Origin of the sequence: Vagococcus martis (genome assembly GCF_002026305.1) — a bacterium.
In the GTDB taxonomy this organism is placed as follows: Bacteria; Bacillota; Bacilli; order Lactobacillales; family Vagococcaceae; genus Vagococcus; species Vagococcus martis.
Genome location: NZ_MVAB01000001.1, coordinates 2,145,250 through 2,163,685, shown reverse-complemented (window position 1 = coordinate 2,163,685; position 18,436 = coordinate 2,145,250). Strand labels below are relative to the sequence as shown.

At 32.4% G+C, this 18,436-nt stretch carries 17 protein-coding genes and 1 riboswitch; all 17 genes read right to left on the bottom strand.

The window, feature by feature from the left end; all coding sequences use genetic code 11:
* Window positions 1-25 precede the first annotated feature (25 nt).
* Window positions 26-1,507 (bottom strand): HAMP domain-containing sensor histidine kinase, encoded by a 1,482-nt coding sequence (locus BW731_RS10550; protein ID WP_233120461.1) that lies wholly within the window; start codon window positions 1,505-1,507, stop codon window positions 26-28.
* A 59-nt stretch (window positions 1,508-1,566) separates the two neighbouring features.
* Complete coding sequence (locus tag BW731_RS10545) at window positions 1,567-2,256, bottom strand: response regulator transcription factor (protein ID WP_071457857.1); 690 nt, start codon at window positions 2,254-2,256, stop codon at window positions 1,567-1,569.
* A gap of 224 nt (window positions 2,257-2,480) precedes the next feature.
* Window positions 2,481-4,256: an ABC transporter ATP-binding protein gene (locus BW731_RS10540; RefSeq protein WP_079347999.1), complete on the bottom strand. Its 1,776-nt coding sequence runs from the start codon at window positions 4,254-4,256 to the stop codon at window positions 2,481-2,483.
* Window positions 4,249-5,979 carry an ABC transporter ATP-binding protein gene (locus BW731_RS10535; protein ID WP_079347997.1) on the bottom strand — a complete coding sequence of 577 codons (1,731 nt, stop codon included), beginning with the start codon at window positions 5,977-5,979 and terminating at the stop codon, window positions 4,249-4,251. Before BW731_RS10535 ends, BW731_RS10540 begins: the two co-directional genes overlap by 8 nt.
* A gap of 149 nt (window positions 5,980-6,128) precedes the next feature.
* Window positions 6,129-7,106, bottom strand: coding sequence for a GMP reductase (gene guaC / locus BW731_RS10530; protein ID WP_071457124.1), 978 nt, complete (start codon window positions 7,104-7,106; stop codon window positions 6,129-6,131).
* A gap of 180 nt (window positions 7,107-7,286) precedes the next feature.
* Entirely contained in the window at window positions 7,287-8,042 is a 756-nt protein-coding gene (locus BW731_RS10525; RefSeq protein WP_079347995.1) for an ABC transporter permease, read from the bottom strand.
* Complete coding sequence (locus BW731_RS10520; protein ID WP_079347993.1) at window positions 8,043-8,921, bottom strand: ATP-binding cassette domain-containing protein; 879 nt, start codon at window positions 8,919-8,921, stop codon at window positions 8,043-8,045.
* Window positions 8,922-8,939: 18 nt separating this feature from the next.
* Window positions 8,940-9,857: an aldo/keto reductase gene (locus BW731_RS10515; protein ID WP_079347991.1), complete on the bottom strand. Its 918-nt coding sequence runs from the start codon at window positions 9,855-9,857 to the stop codon at window positions 8,940-8,942.
* Window positions 9,858-9,869: 12 nt separating this feature from the next.
* Window positions 9,870-10,499 (bottom strand): GntR family transcriptional regulator, encoded by a 630-nt coding sequence (locus tag BW731_RS10510; RefSeq protein ID WP_158080212.1) that lies wholly within the window; start codon window positions 10,497-10,499, stop codon window positions 9,870-9,872.
* The gene (locus BW731_RS10505) at window positions 10,486-11,364 is read right to left on the bottom strand and encodes an ATP-grasp domain-containing protein (RefSeq protein WP_079347987.1); all 879 of its coding nucleotides are present in this window, start codon (window positions 11,362-11,364) and stop codon (window positions 10,486-10,488) included. The genes BW731_RS10510 and BW731_RS10505 overlap by 14 nt, the downstream gene beginning before the upstream one ends.
* Complete coding sequence (locus BW731_RS10500) at window positions 11,343-11,663, bottom strand: 5-(carboxyamino)imidazole ribonucleotide synthase (protein WP_143592783.1); 321 nt, start codon at window positions 11,661-11,663, stop codon at window positions 11,343-11,345. Before BW731_RS10500 ends, BW731_RS10505 begins: the two co-directional genes overlap by 22 nt.
* A 237-nt stretch (window positions 11,664-11,900) precedes the next feature.
* Window positions 11,901-12,473, bottom strand: coding sequence for a xanthine phosphoribosyltransferase (locus BW731_RS10495; protein ID WP_079347983.1), 573 nt, complete (start codon window positions 12,471-12,473; stop codon window positions 11,901-11,903).
* Window positions 12,474-12,527: 54 nt separating this feature from the next.
* Window positions 12,528-12,625: riboswitch (purine riboswitch) on the bottom strand.
* Complete coding sequence (locus BW731_RS12660; protein ID WP_158080211.1) at window positions 12,610-14,271, bottom strand: glucosaminidase domain-containing protein; 1,662 nt, start codon at window positions 14,269-14,271, stop codon at window positions 12,610-12,612. (Overlaps the previous riboswitch by 16 nt.)
* A gap of 24 nt (window positions 14,272-14,295) precedes the next feature.
* A complete protein-coding gene (locus BW731_RS10480) occupies window positions 14,296-16,182 on the bottom strand; it encodes a coiled-coil domain-containing protein (protein ID WP_079347979.1) in 1,887 nt (628 codons plus the stop codon).
* A gap of 175 nt (window positions 16,183-16,357) precedes the next feature.
* Window positions 16,358-17,224: a 16S rRNA (cytidine(1402)-2'-O)-methyltransferase gene (rsmI, locus tag BW731_RS10475; RefSeq protein ID WP_079347977.1), complete on the bottom strand. Its 867-nt coding sequence runs from the start codon at window positions 17,222-17,224 to the stop codon at window positions 16,358-16,360.
* Between the two features lie 44 nt (window positions 17,225-17,268).
* The gene (locus BW731_RS10470) at window positions 17,269-17,601 is read right to left on the bottom strand and encodes an initiation-control protein YabA (RefSeq protein WP_071457134.1); all 333 of its coding nucleotides are present in this window, start codon (window positions 17,599-17,601) and stop codon (window positions 17,269-17,271) included.
* A gap of 14 nt (window positions 17,602-17,615) precedes the next feature.
* Window positions 17,616-18,434, bottom strand: a complete 819-nt coding sequence (locus BW731_RS10465; protein WP_079347975.1) for a PSP1 domain-containing protein — start codon at window positions 18,432-18,434, stop codon at window positions 17,616-17,618.
* Window positions 18,435-18,436 lie beyond the last annotated feature (2 nt).

Below are 18,436 nucleotides of genomic sequence, written 5' to 3'. Positions count from 1 at the left end.
ATAGCAGATCTCGATAGATACTTTTTTATTCTGTAACAGTTGGTATTTGTGGATTTTTTTGTTTGACTACATATGGAATAGATAAATAAAATGCCGTACCTAAATTGACGTGACTTTTCACATTAATTGTCCCATTGTAATTTTCAATAAGCTGTTGAGCTATAGATAAACCTAAGCCATTACCACCCGTGTGTCTTGCTCTTGCTTTATCCACTCGGTAAAAGCGGTTAAACACTTTTTCGATTTCCTCTTCAGAAATCCCCTCACCAAAATCTTGAATCATTAAGTCAACATATTGATAAGATTTTGATGCTGAAATAATCACTTCTTTTCTATCTCGTGAATATTTCACTGCATTATCTAATAAAATAATCAGTATTTGTTCAAAGTGATTACGATACATCTTAATTTCAACCGAATTATCTAAATCATCGTCATCTAAATTAAAAACAAATTCAGGGTAAAGCATTTGAAAATTGCTTACAGTTGTTTGGATTGTTTCTTTTGCTAAGCACGTTTCATTTTTATAATGAAACTCAGATTGCTCAGCTCTTGATAAATCAAGCATCTCTTGTACCAAACTTTTCATACGAGTGATTTCTTGTAGTGAGGCACTCAAAGACTCTTCCAATACTTCAGGGTCATCTTTCCCCCAACGATTCAACAGATTCAGATGGCCTTCAATCACAGCTACAGGCGTTCTTAACTCATGTGACACATCTTCAACAAATTGTTGTTGTTGCGTAATAAATCGTTCCATACGTTCAATCATATCATTAAAAGCTTTTGCTAAATCATAAATTTCATCATTTGATTTTGGTACTGGCATTCGAAGACCAGTCTTATGTGCCGTTTCAATATTATTTAGCGTTCTTACCATTTTCCTAAGAGGGCTGGTAAAATAGCTTGATAATAAAAAGCTCACCATCACACTGACTAATAAACCAAATAATCCTATAATTACTAAATTTTGTAATAATTGTTGTCGATATTTATAATAAAAACCTAAATCATAAAAGCCTTGTGCATAACCGATTAACTTCCCCGTTTGATCAGAGTAAACTGGCTTTAGTAAAACCAAACCTGTAACGTATTCATAGGTTCTAATTGTTGTTTCAGATTGAGTCGACTTATCAAAGGGTACATAGCGATTTTTTGTTTCAAAAACTAAATTACCGTCAGTATTATAAACTTTTAAATCCATTTCTGGTCTTGAAAGTTCAGAAATAAAGCTATTTAAATTCATCATAGTAGACTCTAACGTACTGGCTCCGTAATAACTGTCACCAACATATTCACCGGTCGATTCTTTCAGATAAAAAACAGAGCTATTAAAACTTAATGGCTCTGTTCCTCTAGATAATCGGCTAGTTACCTCAGATATTGTCCGATTAAAGGTTAACTCTTCTTGCTGAATCATTAATCTTGAACTAATTTGATACGAAATGACTGCAAACACAGCAAATAAAATTGATATCACTAATGATGTTAGAATGGTCCATTTCAACGTAATTGATTTCCAAGAAAATTTAGCGGGCCAATTAAATTTCCTTTTAAGCTTATTTATCACGATCTCATTACATACCCAGTTCCACGAACAGTTTGGATATAACTATCTTCTCCTGGAACATCAATTTTATTTCTTAAATAACGAATGTAGACATCTACAACATTTGTTTCCACTTCAATTTCATAGCCCCATACTTTATTTAATAGTACATCTCTAGAAAGTACAACATTAACATTTTCCATTAAAATAAGTAATAATTCGTATTCTCTTTTAGTTAGTTCAATGATATCGTCACCTCGGCGAACCACCCTATTTTCTTTTTCAATTGTTAAGTTTCGATAAGATAATGTCGTTTGTTTCGTCACATTTTTATCACCTTCGATATCGATTCGGCGAAGTAATGCTCGCAATCGTGCTAATAACTCTTCTATAGCAAATGGTTTAACAATATAGTCATCTGCTCCGTGATCTAAACCAGATACTCTATCAATGACCGAATCTCTTGCTGTCATCATAATAATAGGCGTATTTTTCACCTGACGAATTCGACGACAGACTTCTAAACCATTTAACTCAGGTAACATTAAATCTAATAAAATCGCATCCCAATCTTGTGATAACGCTGCCTCTAATCCGGTACGTCCATTATAATGAACTTCTGTTTCATATTTTTCATGCTTTAACTCCAATTCCACAAAGCGAGCTAAATTTTTTTCATCTTCAATTATCAAAATCCTATTTGACATAAACACACATGCCTTTCTCGTATACTTATATATTTCTTCATAGTCTCACTCATTATAACGATATTTTGATTAAAAATCTATTATAATTATGTCATAATTTTTATAAACTCAATAATATTATAGGGTAGATGCCTATTATCATTATTTTATTTAATCAAAAAGATATGTTAATTGAACGATTTTCTTTAAAAAGAACAACCTGTAACAGATTGTTCTTTTGTTTTCTATTCAAAGACAAATTGATTGTGATACAATTCCGCGTAAAATCCACCTTCATTTATCAGAGTATCATGCGTACCAACTTCTATAATTTCACCTTGATTCAATACCACAATAAAGTCTGCATCTAGGATTGTCTTTAACCTATGGGCAATAACAAAACTAGTCCGACCATTTATGACAGTTTCCATTGCTTTTTGAATCCGACTTTCAGTCACGGTATCAACATTACTTGTCGCCTCATCTAATATTAATAAATCTGGATTCGTAATAATTGTACGAGCAATACTAATTAATTGTTTCTGTCCCACACTGAAGACACTATTTTCATCACTGACAAGGGTGTCATAACCATCTTCAAGTGACATAATGAATTCATGAATATTCGCTTGTTTAGCAGCAAATATGACTTCTTCATCTGACGCACTTGGTTTTCCAAACTTGATATTATCTTTAATTGTGCCAGAAAAAAGAATAGAATCCTGTAGAACAATCCCGATATGTGAACGTAAACTATCTAATGTCACGCCACGAATATCACGGCCATCTATCGTAATACTACCAGAATCAACATCATAGAAACGATTTAATAAGTTCATGACGGTTGTTTTACCTGAACCAGTTGGACCAACCAATGCCACCATTTGCCCTTTCTTAGCTTCTATCGAAATATCTTTTAAAATAGGACGATCTTTTTCGTATGAAAAGTCAACATGTGATAACGTCACATCTTTATGCAATCCTGTCAATGCTTCTAGATGACTGTCGTTTGGTTCATCTGGCTGAATGAACACTTGATTCAATCTTTTAGCTCCTGTAAATGCCAACTGTAACATACTAAACTGAGAAGAAATCTGAGTGAGTGGCATATAAAACTGTTGTGAATATTGAATAAACGTCACAATTAAACCTAATCCTGCTGCTTTTTCAATACTTCCACTATTGACTAACCAACCACCAGCGAAAATCACGATAGCAGTATTTAATAAGGAAATACCTTGCATAGTTGGAAATAGTAGGCCTGAATATACTTGTCCTTTAAATGTTGCTTCTTTTACTTCATTATTTACCTTTTCAAATCCCTCGATTGTTTGGTCTTCTAATCCATTTGTGATAATCACTTTCTGACCTGATATTTTTTCATCAATATAACCATTCAAACGTCCGACGCTTTCTTGCTGAATACCAACTTTCTTTTCAGCCTGTTTGATGATGACAACTGCAAAAATAATTGCAAATGGTGCCATACCAAGTGTAATCCATGTCATCTGAGCATTTTCTCTAAACATCATGAACGTCACACCAATTAACATCGACACATTAGTCAATACTTGAATCAGTGCTTGATTCATTGTATTTGATATATTATCTAAATCACTGGTAAAACGGCTCAAAATATCGCCATGTTGATGTGTATCAAAAAAACGAATCGTCATTGTTTGTAACTTTTTAAATAAACCAATTCTCATACTATTCGTCGATTGACCTGTTACACGAGACATTAAAATATTTTGAATAAACATTGAAATAGCATTTAACACATATAAACCAACTAACAATTTTATCACACTCGTAAACGGTGATTTATCTGCGTGTCCTACAGACATATAAGTGCCCGCATATTTCGCTAATTCTTCTATTGCTTTACCAGTAAATTGGGGTGCCTTAACTTGTAGGTAAGTTGAGAAAATAATTGCGACAATAATCACAAAAAACTTCACTTTATAGACTTTTAAATAGGTCCAAAAGAAGCTTAATACACTGGGTTCTTTTTTAGTCAATTACCTCAACCTCCTTTGATTTTTGTGTGTCATAGATTTCTCTATAGACCTCACTTGTTTGTAAAAGTTCTTGATGTGTTCCTTGTGCAACTAAATGACCTTCATCCAGCACTATGATAGTATCTGCCTGAACCACAGAAGAAATCTTTTGGGCAATGATGAATACAGTTGTATCAGATAATTCTTTAGCTAAAGCTTCTTTAACTAATTTTTCACTTTTAGCATCTAATGCACTTGTACTATCATCTAAAATCAATACTTTAGGATGACCAATCACCCCACGTGAAATGGATAACCGTTGTTTTTGACCACCTGAAAAGTTAGACCCTCGTTCTTCAACTCGGCTTTCAAACCCATCCATTTGACGCTCGATAAATTCATACGCTTGTGCAATAGTTGACGCACGATACAATTCTTTTTCATCAGCATGCTCATCTCCATGGCGAAGATTGTCTGCAATGGTTCCAGAAAATAAAATCGCTCGCTGTAAAACAATCGCAATCGCGTTTCTTAATTCTTCTTTGCTCACATGTTTTAAGTCAGCATCACCAACTTGTATTGTCCCAGTAGTTGGGTCATACATACGGGCAATCAATTGTGCTAAAGTCGATTTACCTGACCCTGTTGCCCCGACTATCCCAACTGACATCCCATGATCAATCTTAAACGAAATATCTTTTAAAGTTGGCATATCATCACCAGCATAAGTAAAACTAACGTCGTGAAATGATACATCGCCATTTTTAATTGGTTCTGATTCATTATCTGGTAAATAAGTCAATGTTGGTTTTGTTTCAAGAATATCATTTAAACGTTTAATTGAAACCATCCCACGTGATGCCATCATCAGCATCATACCACCAATAATAATACTCATCATAATCTGCATTAAGTAATTCATAAATGATACAACCGCACTAATAGCCTCAATATCTGTCTTAGCTAAATTCGCTGTAAAATAGATAGACATGACAATCGCTAAGTTCGAGATTAACATGAATGTTGGAATCATAATTGAAAATAAATTCCCCACTGAAATCGTATGACTTGTTAGTTTTTCAGATACAGCAGAAAATTTATTAATTTGATTTTTTTCTTGAACGAATGATTTAACCACTCTCATCCCAGCTAAGTTTTCTTTTGCTATACCATTACTTTTCTCTAAGTAATGCTGTATTTTTGCAAAGTGTTTTCCCATCATACTAAAAACAATCATTACTGTTAGTACAACTAAAACGACTAACAGAATAATAATCCACCACAATTTTGGTAAAGTCATCATCGCTAGAATAAAGCTCCCGATAAACATAATGGGTATTCTAAAGATACTTTGAAACATCATCATGACGACATTTTGAATTTGAGTAATATCATTTGTCAAACGGATAACAAGATTGCTTGTCGAAAATGTTTCGATATTTTCAAACGAAAACTCTTGTACCTTTTTAAATCCATCTGATCTAATATCTGAGGCAACTTCTTGAGATAATTTCGCAGAAAAAATTGTATTTAATACCCCTGCAACTAAACCAAATAATGCCACTACAATTAACATAATACCTACTTTTTTCAGCTCAGATTGATTTTCAGTCATGATTGAATTCATGATTTTTTGTAATAATTTTGGTTGCCACAACTGAGATGCAACCATGATAACTGTCATAAACAAAGATAAACCTACTAAAGACTTATTTTGTTTTAATTTTGTTATTAAAATCCTCATTCTTTTCCTCCTTTTTACTATCAGAGATTATGATACATCAATAAAAAAACAACTTCTACTATTATGTTTTATATCTCTCATATTTTATTAGTGTTATTCGAAACAAAAAACTACTAAGCAATTAACACTTAGTAGTTAAACTTTATTGTTTAGAAAATATCACCATTAAAAATGGAATTTTTAACAATCACATAGTCAACTTTACGAATAGCCTCAACATCTTTACCACCTGCATAAGAGATAGAAGATTGTAAATCTTGTTGCATTTCATTTAGTGTGTCTTCTAGTTTCCCTTTAAACGGTGTCCATATTTTTTTACCCTCAACGTTTTTATGTTCACCTTTTTGAAATTCAGAAGCACTACCAAAATACTCTTTGTATAATACACCATCTTCTTCTTTCATTTCACCAGGAGATTCTTCGTGTCCAGCGAACAATGAGCCAATCATGACCATCGTCGCACCAAAACGAATTGATTTTGCAATATCTCCATGTGTTCTGATACCGCCATCAGCAATCAATGGTTTTCTTGCTGCTTTACTACATCTTCTAAGTGCTGCAAGTTGCCAACCACCAGTACCAAACCCTGTCTTAAGTTTCGTGATACAGACTTTACCAGGCCCAATCCCAACTTTTGTTGCGTCAGCTCCAGCATTTTCTAATTCTCTTACTGCTTCAGGAGTTCCTACATTTCCAGCAATAACAAACGTTTCTGGTAATTGTTTCTTTAAATGTTTAATCATATTAATCACTGAATCAGAATGACCATGTGCAATGTCAATGGTAACATATTCAGGGATTAAATTTTCAGCTTTTAGTTCATTAACAAAATCATATTCTGTTGGCTTAACACCTACACTGATTGAAGCAAATAATCCTTTGTCATGCATATCTGTAATAAATTGTTTTCTAGCTTGTTCATTAAAACGATGCATAATATAAAAGTAGCCATTTGATGCTAAATATTCAGCAATTGGTTCATCTATAATCGTCTGCATATTGGCTGGTACAACAGGCATCTTAAATGATCTGCCTCCCAGTGTCACTGTTGTATCGCATTCCGAACGACTAGATACAATACATTTGTTTGGTACTAATTGAACGTCTTCATAATCAAAAATCTTCATTTCCATCCTCCTAGAGAGTCAAAACGTGATATCGGGAATAAAAAGACGAATATTCATTTAAAATTATTTAAATAATGTTTCCTATTCCTATGATAATCTACATCATTATAAAAAAAAAGCAAGAGCTTTTATGAAAGTTCTTACTTTTTTCCAATATTGTTCGTGTTTACTTGAAAATAATTAAAGATTTTGTGTTTTCATAAAGTGTAATGACATTAAAACGAAAATCAAAGTAATTACTACAACAATCAAATTATTCATAATCAAGATTCCTGTCATCGAAAATCCTAATGATGTAGGAATAATAGATAACGTATTCGTAATAACTCCTTGTAACATAGATAATCCCATAAATAAGAAGATAGTTAAATTACTCCCTTTTAGCATAATAGTAGCTGTTGCAATTATCACAAGACTGTTTATGTATGAAATAAAACTAGAGGCAATCACTCCTAAAAATGAAAAACCAACTGTATTAAATCCTGCTGAGATTCCTGATAAAATGGTTTGGATATCCACTACTTGCTGGAACCTGAACAAAATAAGTGCTGATGGAATGAATACAAGGATTAACGTTAATATAATATTCCATAAAAATATCGCACCTATTTTAGCGAAAAAGAGTTGTGTTCTATTTACTCCCGAAGAAACCAGCATACTCATGACATTGTTCTTATAATCCATTGAAACTAAATGAAATGGATAAACAAACATAAAAATCATATTAGCAAAAATAGTGAAAACTAAGAGGATAATCATTAATCCAAATAAATAATCATTTTCAAGTCCATTGACCTGATTTATATTATCAAAAATATTCATAAAATATACTGTTAGAAGAATGTTGATAATGGCTAATATACCAGTTGTGATAATATACGTTCTGTCCCTTGTATATTTAAATAGTTCCATCTTAAAAATCTGAGTTGCTGTCATTTAGTTGTTACCTCCATTCAAATGATTATCTAAGAGTGTAACTTTTTTCATTTCTAATATCTCGATGCCTTGCTCATTTAGTCGGTCTTTTACTTCAGACCATCTCACATCTTCAATATCCAGTCTTACACAGCCGTTTGATAATACTTTGGAGTAATAGTTCATATTTTCTAAAATCACCAAGAACGCCTCTTGGTTTGATGTCTCGATGTCTCGAATTTTTTTATCATCCATTTCATCTAATGATAGCTGTTGCACTTTTTCACCATTTTTCAAGATTACAACTTCCTCGCATAGTGTTTCGATGTCGCTTTTTACGTGAGATGAAATGATTAACGTCATTCCTTCTGAAGTCATTTTTTTAAGATAAAACTTAAACCAATCTACTGTCTCAGTGTCCAGCCCACGAAATGGCTCGTCAAGAATTAATATTTTAGGGTCATGTAATAAGGCAATCAATAAAATTAGTTTTTTTATTGTACCGTATGAATAAGTTTTTACTTTTCTTCCTAAAAATTCTGAAATATTTAATTCTCTTGCAAGCGCTTCTGCTTTGTTTACATCAAATTCTCCTCTTAATCCAGAGAAATACTCAATATTAAACCAACCTGTTCTTTCTTTATAAACAGAAGCTCCATCTAACACAATCCCTAGATTAAATAGAATGCTATTGTCATCGCGAACTGACACATTATTAATTTTAACATCACCTTGATAATCTGTAATGATATTGGTCATACATTTAAAAAGAGTAGTTTTACCTGCACCATTTGGGCCAATCACTCCATATGACTTTCCCGTTTCAAAGGTTAAATCATCAATTGATAGTACTTGCAATGAGCCATATTTTTTTTCTAACTTTGTTATTTTTATATCCATATTTCTATCCTTTACTGTTTATAATAAGGTAAAGCCTGAAGCTTGATATAATTCATACCATTCTTCTCTTGTTAACCTGATATCACTTGCTTGAGTGATATCTCTAATTCTACTTGGATTCATACTTCCAATAATTGTTTGAATATTAGCCGGATGTCGATTAATCCAAGCTGTCGCAATTCCTGTTGATGTAACACTATATGAATTAGCTAATTTATTTAAACATTCATTTAACTCTTTAAAATCAGGATGATCAATGAATACGCCGTCAAAATAACCAAATTGATAAGGAGACCAAGCCTGTACGGTCATTTGCTTTAACCTCATATGGTCTAAAACTGCTCCATCTCGATTGATTCCCAATTCATTTTCCATATTAACATTCATTTGACTCGTTACCATGCTAGCATGTTGCAATCCAAACTGTAATTGATTAACTATTAGTTTATCTGACAATGATTGTTGCAATAATTCAACTGTTGTTGGTGCAAAATTACTGACACCAAAATATCGAACTTTACCAGCCTTTTTTAATTGGTAAAAAGCCTCTGACACCTCTTCAGGTTCCATCAAAGCATCAGGACGATGCAATGCTAATACATCAAGGTAGTCTGTTCCTAAACGGGTTAAACTGCCTTCAACTGATTGAATGATATGCTCTTTAGAAAAATCATAGAAACCTTTTCTAATTCCACACTTTGATTGAATAAAAATATCGTCACGCTTAACATCTATTTCTTTTATTGCCTTAGAGAAAATCACTTCAGACTCTCCATCTCCATAAATATCAGCATGATCAAAAAAGTTGATGCCTGATTCCAAAGACGTTTCTATTACTTCTTTTGCTCTTTCTTTTGATAAACCAGCCATTCTCATACACCCAAGTGCAAGTTGTGACGCCATGATATTAGACGTCCCAATTTGTAATAACTTCATCATCATTCCTCCTTATATTTGTTGATCAATTAGCTCTAGATTTAAACGATTAATGTAAACACGCAGCTCTTTTCTAGCTAATTCAAATTTCCTATCTAGCAACAATAGAGATACCTTCTGACCTAACTGCTCGGTTTCTTTATATAAAAAATCAATCGATGCATTAGGAAATTTGACAAGCTTTATGGCTGAAACTTGCGTCATGATAGTTTTTTTCATTAAGTCGTTACTCAATGGTACTAAAAAACATTGCCAAAACTTGTCATAAAACTCTTCTTTATTTAATTGTTTGTTTTTATTTATCTCGACTAATGATATAAATGCTTCTCTATCAACCATGTATTCTTTAATTTGAAGCTGGAATAAATAATGTGAACAAAGAAGTTCGATTAGTTGTGTTCTTTCAACAAACTCTTTGTTACTAATTTTATTTTTACTAACAATGACGCCTCTATTTGTTTCTTTTTTTAAATATTTTTCCTGAATTAGCTGTGCAATCGCTCCTCTAATCGGTGTGCGACTAACAGATAAACTATTTGCCAAATCTTGTTCAATAATATGATAGCCATTTAACCATGTATCTGTCTCAATTTGCTGTTTGATATAATCATAAACTCTCTTTTGTGTTTTACCTTTTTTCACTCTGACCATCCTGAACATTTACAGAATCACTAATTAACCCTGTATATTTTATTTCTTGTAAACTTTCTTGTAAATTAGTTGGATATACTTGTGCAAAAGCATAAATATTTTCGTATCGAAATCCTTCATAAATAAAAAACTGCCATTTATTCTTTTTATCCATTAGATTAGCAATATCCTCTTTTTTTTCTTCACCGATTGGTAAAAGATAGGTAGGCGATAATTGCGTCACTGGTGGAATCATAAAATTACAAATGCTTTTAATATGCATATCAAAAATTGATAAATTACATGACGTCATCGTTAAGATATCGTATTCTTTTGGAAAAATAGAAATATTATTGACATAAAGGTTCCCTTCTTTTGTTAAAAAAAAAGTCACTTTTACTGTACCTGAAACACCTAACTCTGAAGCAATGACTTTAGTGATGAGTTCCATTTGATTTGTACTTTCTTTTTTCAAATCATCCCATTCATCAAATGATTGAATATAAAACAGATCATTGACATTTGTCTTTTCCATTCTCATAAATGGGAAGATAGTATAATATCCTTCGTCATTAACACACAAAGTCACTTCCCATTCGCTCTCAACTTCTATGTATGACTCAACTATACACAGTCCTTGTTGAATTAAAGGAACTGCCTTATTTATCTCATAAGCACTATGAATAATTAAACTGCTGTCCTCATTGTAATGGCGACGGTTCTCTTGCTTTATAATACATGGGTACCCAATTCTTTCAGCCGCATCATAAATATCTGATACCACAACAGCCGATTCATATGGTGTAATATTAATCGAATGGGCATCTAAAAACTGTTTCTGAAGATAACGATTTTTTATAATAGAATGCGAATACATATTTTGGGCAAATAATGTTTTTCTGCTAAATATCTATATGTTTCTTTATCTAATTTTTCAGTGACAACAGTGACAACATCTGATATTTCTGATAATTTAAGCAAATAAACTGCATCATTTATATCACTTATATAATGCATGTCGGCAGCTTTTCCGGCTATACAATTTTTTGATTCGGACAGTACAGCTACTTTATATCCCATTTTTTTTGCGGACACTACTAATTGATAGGATACAACTCCTCCGCCAATTATACCTATTGTACTACCAGGTAAAATTTTTTCCGACAAATCCTTCACTACCTTCAACTTTTTCTTTTAAAACACCTTAATAGTATCAATCTATTGTTAATGTGTAAAGGTTTAAACAATAAAAAGCAAGGATAGATGACACTCTCACTTGCTTTTGACAGAATATTTTATTTCATAATCATTTATTTTATTTTCTTTATTAGACAAAATAATCATTAACCTGATAAAACCGATATATAAATAACATATTACACCTAATTGATAAAAAAATAGTTAAACCTTCAATTAATCTATAAACTGTATCTGATTGTTTTTTAGTGAGCCAACACGAGCCAATGAATCTACCTTATAACCTTTATCTTCCAGTAATTTTCTACCTTCTTGAAAAGATTTTTCTATTACAATTGAAATCGCTTCTATCGATGCACCAGCTTGTTTACATAATTCAATCAAGCCTAAAGCAGCTTGACCATTAGCAAGAAAATCATCTACTACAAGTACATTATCACCCTCTTGAAGATATTTATTAGAGATAGCAATTGTATTTGTCACCTGTTTTGTGAAAGAATAGACTTCAGACGTCAATAATTCACTATTCATAGTTAAACTTTTTTGTTTTCTTGCAAACACAACAGGTAAATCCATATGTAGTCCAATAAATGCGGCAGGCGCTATACCTGATGATTCAATTGTAACAATCTTTGTGACTCCCTTATTTTTGTATGTATTCGCCACATGTCTACCTATTTCATCCATTAATTTTGGATCGATTTGATGAGTTAAAAAACTATCAACTTTCAAAATATTTTCATCCAATACTCTGCCTTGTTTAAGAATCGTTTGCTTCAATGCGTCCAATTTTATTCCTCCAATTAAATAATAGCTCCCATTTTACAATTAAGTAAAAAAGGGAGCTATCCTTCATTTACTTATAGACTGATATTTACGGTATCAGGTAGAAACGACTTTCCATATTAAAGTCATATATAAGTATTTATTTTTTAGTTGTTAGTGACGTCAATTTAGTTGGTGAAAAACTCTCAGCCAGTTGCGTCACCATATTAATTCCTAACTCATTAACCATATCAGATGGTTTACTCTTATTATCTTCTTTTTTGGTTTCTTTTGGTAACTTATCATATTGTGTTAAGTTATAAGTATCAATCAATCCATTGAGACGTTTATGGTAACGTCTATCCTCTTTGTTTTGAGCTGTTAAATAAGCTGTTACTTTTCTTGAAGTATCTTTTTTAGAGCGTGTCATTTCATGATAGATTGTGTCATCTTTTTTTAATTCGGCAATATAGTCATCAATCGCTTCATCCATAGTTGAATATACCTTGTACTCTTTAGTATCTAACTTAGTTTTTCCTGATTTAGCATCAGTGGTTAATGTATCAAATTTAACCGATTGATTGTTATTTTTCCCTGTAACTTGATACACATTAAACTGCTCAGACAACTCATTTAATCCAGAATTACTCTTAATCACAGCTTCCGCTATCAAAACTGAAGCATATAAATCATTTTTATCCGCTACAGCTTCAATCTTAGGTGCAATATCTTTAATAAAAGCCTCTGTTTCTTTTGTTTTTTCTATAGTTTCTTTTTTAGGTTTGACTGAGTCATATTGTGTTAAGTCATATGTTTCAATCAATCCATTTAATTTCTCATTATAGCGAGAATCTGATGCATATCGGCCGGTTAAGTACTTAGTCGCCTCTTTATAATTTTGAGTATTTGATTTCCATGCTCCTTGATAAAAAGTAGAACGACCAGAAACTCCTCCAGACATCAACATAGCATAATCCTCTAATGATTCTTTGTAGCTAGGGTACTTTCTAAATTTTGCATTAACTGTGTATAGCCCACCATCTCCACTGTCTTCAAGAGTGGCCATCTCAACAGATTCTCCTTTATAAGAACCTTTAATTCCAAATAAATTATAATTTGGTGTTCTAGCCAAACTACTATTACCTGACCCACTTTCAAGAATTGCTTGAGCAATCATAACAGAAGCATATAAGTTTTTATTTTGCGCAATTTCTCTAGCATCTTCACCAATTTCTTCTACAAACTCGCCTGTGGTTCGATTGCGAACATAAGTAATAGGTGACGTATCTTTTTTTGTTTCACCAGATGATGTTGATGACGTATTTCCGCCTCCATTACTTTCAGGTTTTGAAGATGAATCTTGTTTACTGCTAGAATTATCAGGTTTCTTACTGCTAGAACTACTTGATGTTTGATTATCACTTGAGGATGGTTTAGTCTCTGAATTATTCCCATTAGAAGAGGAAGTACCAGATGTTGAACTCTCAGTATGCCCCTCAGATGAATCTTGATCTGTATCCTGTTGACTTGATGATTCACTTGATTCTTGATTGTCACTAGATGATTCATCCGATGAATGACTCGATGATAATTCATTCTCCTCTGATTGTGATGACTTAACAGTATCACTGGTCTCTTTCACCGTACTTTTTAAAATATTCTCATTTACATTTAAACTAAGCAACGGTTTTGGGCTTAAGGGAGAACTATCTGATTTTGTAACAGCTACCACTTCTAACACTGGTGTACATACCGACAAAATAGATAAACTAACGCCTAAAGCAGTGTTTATTAAAATTTTCGCTGACGTATTTTTTTTCATGCATGGTTCCCCCTTTTTCCTTGACTAAATGCGGTCAATATCCCCAATTGACTCTAGTTTTCTTAATAACTCAGAAAAGACACTCTCAGATTCATATTTAATTGTCTCTAATTTTCGATAATAATTACGAGCTTCTTGGCTAATTGTACTTAACTCAGATTCAGCATCGACAATTCTACGCTTAGCTTCTTGATTGGCAGTTTCCACAATTTCACGAGCTTTCGATTGAGCCTCAATCATTACTTGTGCTATATCTGATTGATTCATGCCCATTTGTTGTTGAGCTTTAGCGCGTCTCAATTGTTCTTTTGTTTGCCTTAGTTCTTCTTGAAGTAACTCCACTTCTGGCGATGATTTTTCAGCACGTAAACGTTGAACTTCATCTTCTAATTCTTTTGCACGATTTTTTTCACTACTTAAATCAGTTAAACTTTCAGTTAAACGTTCTTGTTGAGATTTCATACCATTAATTTGTTGCTCTAACTCATCAATAATACGTTGACTTTCACGTAATTCAGCTAGCTCTTTTTCTAATTTTTCAGTTTTGCTTAATTGATTTTCAAGATTTTCAGTCATTTGATTTAACTCCTGTTCCATTTTCTCACGTTTTTCATTAGCAACTTGTGCTATATCTTGTTCTTTTTTATATTCACTAGTCAATTTTAATTCTAATTCTTTTGATTGTTGGAGTTCATCTTGTAATTCAGTTAATGCTCTCTGAACATCTTTTAATTCTAGCAATTCAACTGTCGTGTTGCTCAACTCATCTTCAACATTTTTTAATTTCACTACTAATTGATTGTTCTCTTCGGTTAATGTATCAATTACTTCTTTGTTTGTCGCAATGATAGACTCTTTACTAGATAATTGTGTTTCAAGACTTGCAATAGTCTCATCCATATGATCTACTTGTTGATTTTCTCTTAACTCTTTCATTGCAGCACTCAATGATGCAATTGATTCTTGTGCTTCTTTTAATTCACCCATTAATTGATTAACAGTTGATTCTTTTTCAGATATTTCGTTTTGTAGAACTTGAACTTCATCATCTTTTTCATTTGACTCAGCAGCTAAGCGTAAAACATCTTCATCTTTTATTGATAACTTGCTAGTTAACTCCACTATTTCAGTTTCTGCTTCAGATAACTTAGTTGTTAATTCTTCAATTTTGCTAACTCTTGTTGATTCTGAGTCTGTTGTTTCTTTTAATTTACTATTTGCCACTTCTAGTTCATTGACCAGATCAATAATTTCTTCATCTTTGTTCTTAACTTCTAATTCAATGGATGATAATTGTTGATCTTTTTCTTCTAAACTAGCTTTTAATTTATCATTTTCATCTTTTAATAAACTATTTTCTTCTTTTGTATGATTAAACTCTAATAGCTTTCTTTCCAGCTGTTGTTTTTCATCAAGAATCGTCTCATACCCTGTAATTTGACTTCGTAACAACTCATTATGCTCTTTTATTTTTTCCGATTCAGCAGTTTCTTTTACGTAACCATCTTTTTCAATTAACAATTGATCAATTTGGGCTTTAAGCTGCTCATTCTCCAACACTAGCTTATCAAATTGATTACTCGTATCGATACCAACAGATAGATCCTCTTTCGCTGGAGTAATGGTATTACTTGTAAATGAAGATTCTGTATAAAATTGATTCGATTCATCATATAAATCATCCACGTCTTCTTCATTACTATCATTTTCAGAAATAATAGGAATACTAGGATTCTCATTTTCTTCCGCTACTTCTTCCTCATAATAATAGTAATAATAATAGTCATCATCACTATCTTCCGTATCATAAAACAACTCATTCGTTGTTTGGGGAAGTTCCTCTGAACTATACTCTTCCTCATAATCCTTGTCAGCATTATCGTCTTGTCTTCTTAGCCATCTATTAAACAACCAACTTTCACCTCACTATATTTACCTATCTTCTTTTGTATTTAATTCTATAATTAAGCATAAAAAGTTGATTATAGAAATTGTACATATATAATGAAATTATATCACACAGTCATTATTATGCAAGATTTTTCGGTATATCTCTTTGGTCTTGAAAACATCACTTTATCTCAATTTAGCTATGATATTCTTTATATACTTCTTGTTTTTTTAATCCTCTAATTTTAGCAACCTCTTTAATCGCATCTTTCACAGATATTTCTTCTAGGTCAACGACTAGATTTACGTGTTCTATTAGAGATAAATCAGAATCAAATCCTTCTTCTTGTGACTTTGCTTGTATATTTTCAACGAGTAAACAACATTCTCCTTTAATCGTATTTTCCGATAAATATGCAACTACTTCTTCTACGCTTCCGCGAATATACTCTTCATGCAGTTTTGTCAATTCACGGCACAGAACAATGTTAGTTTCTGTGGTAAATGCTGTTCCAATATTTTCTATCGTTTTTAACACACGATAAGGTGACTCATAAAATATAATCGTGCCACTTATCTGATTCAATTCTTGCAACGTTTCAAGCTGTTCTTTTTTTTTCCTTGGTAAAAAACCATAAAAATAAAACGGTTGCGGTGATAAACCACTAGCTATTAAAGCTGTCATACCAGCTGTTGCACCGGGGATTGACACTACAGAAATATGCTGTTCGATACAAGCCAAAACTAAATCATGTCCTGGGTCGCTGATTGAAGGCATCCCAGCATCACTTACTTGTGCAATATCCTGTCCAGATTTTAACGTCTCGATTAAAGAAGGAATTCTTTCATGTGAGTTATGTTCATGTAAACTAATTTGTTTTGTTTTTATCTCAAAATGATTTAACAACTTCTGAGTATTTCTAGTGTCTTCACTTGCGATTAAATCAACTTCTTTTAACAATCGAACAGCACGAAATGTGATGTCTTCTAAATTTCCAATTGGCGTTGGAACGAGATATAATTTACCATATTCTTGTGTAGAAAAACTCTTTTGTTTGTTCATCATTTTCCCTCCTTAAAAAAGCCGGGAGGAGTAACCCTACCAGCTTATTTACCATAAATCATACTTGAACAAAAAACACACTCTTCTTGATTTTCACGTCTAGAACCATAAAAGTCTTTACAAACATGAAATCCTTGCTCATATAATTTTTCTAAGTTTAGTCTTGATTTAGATAATTCTTGTCTGCCATCCTCTGCTACTTCTTGTTTTTCTAATTTATCTAACTTATCATGCAGATGTTGGTTTTCTAGTTTCAGATTTAAATTCTCTTCGATTAAATCATCTAAAACAGGCTTCATCTCTTTCACTTGATATAACATGGTTTCTAATTGACGCTCTACATTGACTAACTCATCATATAATTTTATTTTATCCATGCTATTCTTCCTCTTTAACCATTTTCTGTTTGACTCATTACTAATTCATCATACTGATATTCAACTGGTGTTTCTCTTGAAGTTAGTTTAACTTTAATAACTTCACTGAGTAAATTTAAACCAATAACCTTCCCTGTTCCGTCAGGTGTTTCAATTCTCTCACCAAAATCGGGCATCATTTTTCTTAATCTGACATACTCATCATTTTCATAGTTTAAACAACACATTAAACGACCACACAGGCCAGAAATTTTAGCTGGGTTCAATGATAAGTTTTGGTCTTTAGCCATTTTAATGGACACTGGAACAAAATCTCCTAAGAATGTGCTACAACATAATGGACGTCCACATGGACCGATTCCTCCAAGTTTTTTTGCTTCATCTCTTACACCAATTTGTTTCAACTCAATACGTGTTTTAAACATTGACGCTAAGTCTCTTACTAGCTCACGAAAATCAATTCGTCCGTCAGCTGTAAAACTAAACATCATTTTACTTCTATCGAGTGTGTATTCTACATCTACTAACTTCATGTCTAGTCCATGTTCTTTGATTTTTTCTTTCGTTATATCAAAAGCAGCTAATGCGTCTTGTTTATTTTTCTCAACTTGTTCTAGTTGTTTATCAGTTGCAATTTGCAGAATCGTGTTTAAATCTTCTGGTAAGTCTTGTTTTTCAACTTCTTTATTGGGAAGCGCGATTTCCGCCACATTTTTCACTTTTTGAGACTCAACCACTACTTTTTCTCTATAGCTATATTGTTCACCTTTTTTAGGTAAATAATAATAAATTCGTCCAGATTGTTTAAAACGTACGCCAACTACTTCTACCACAG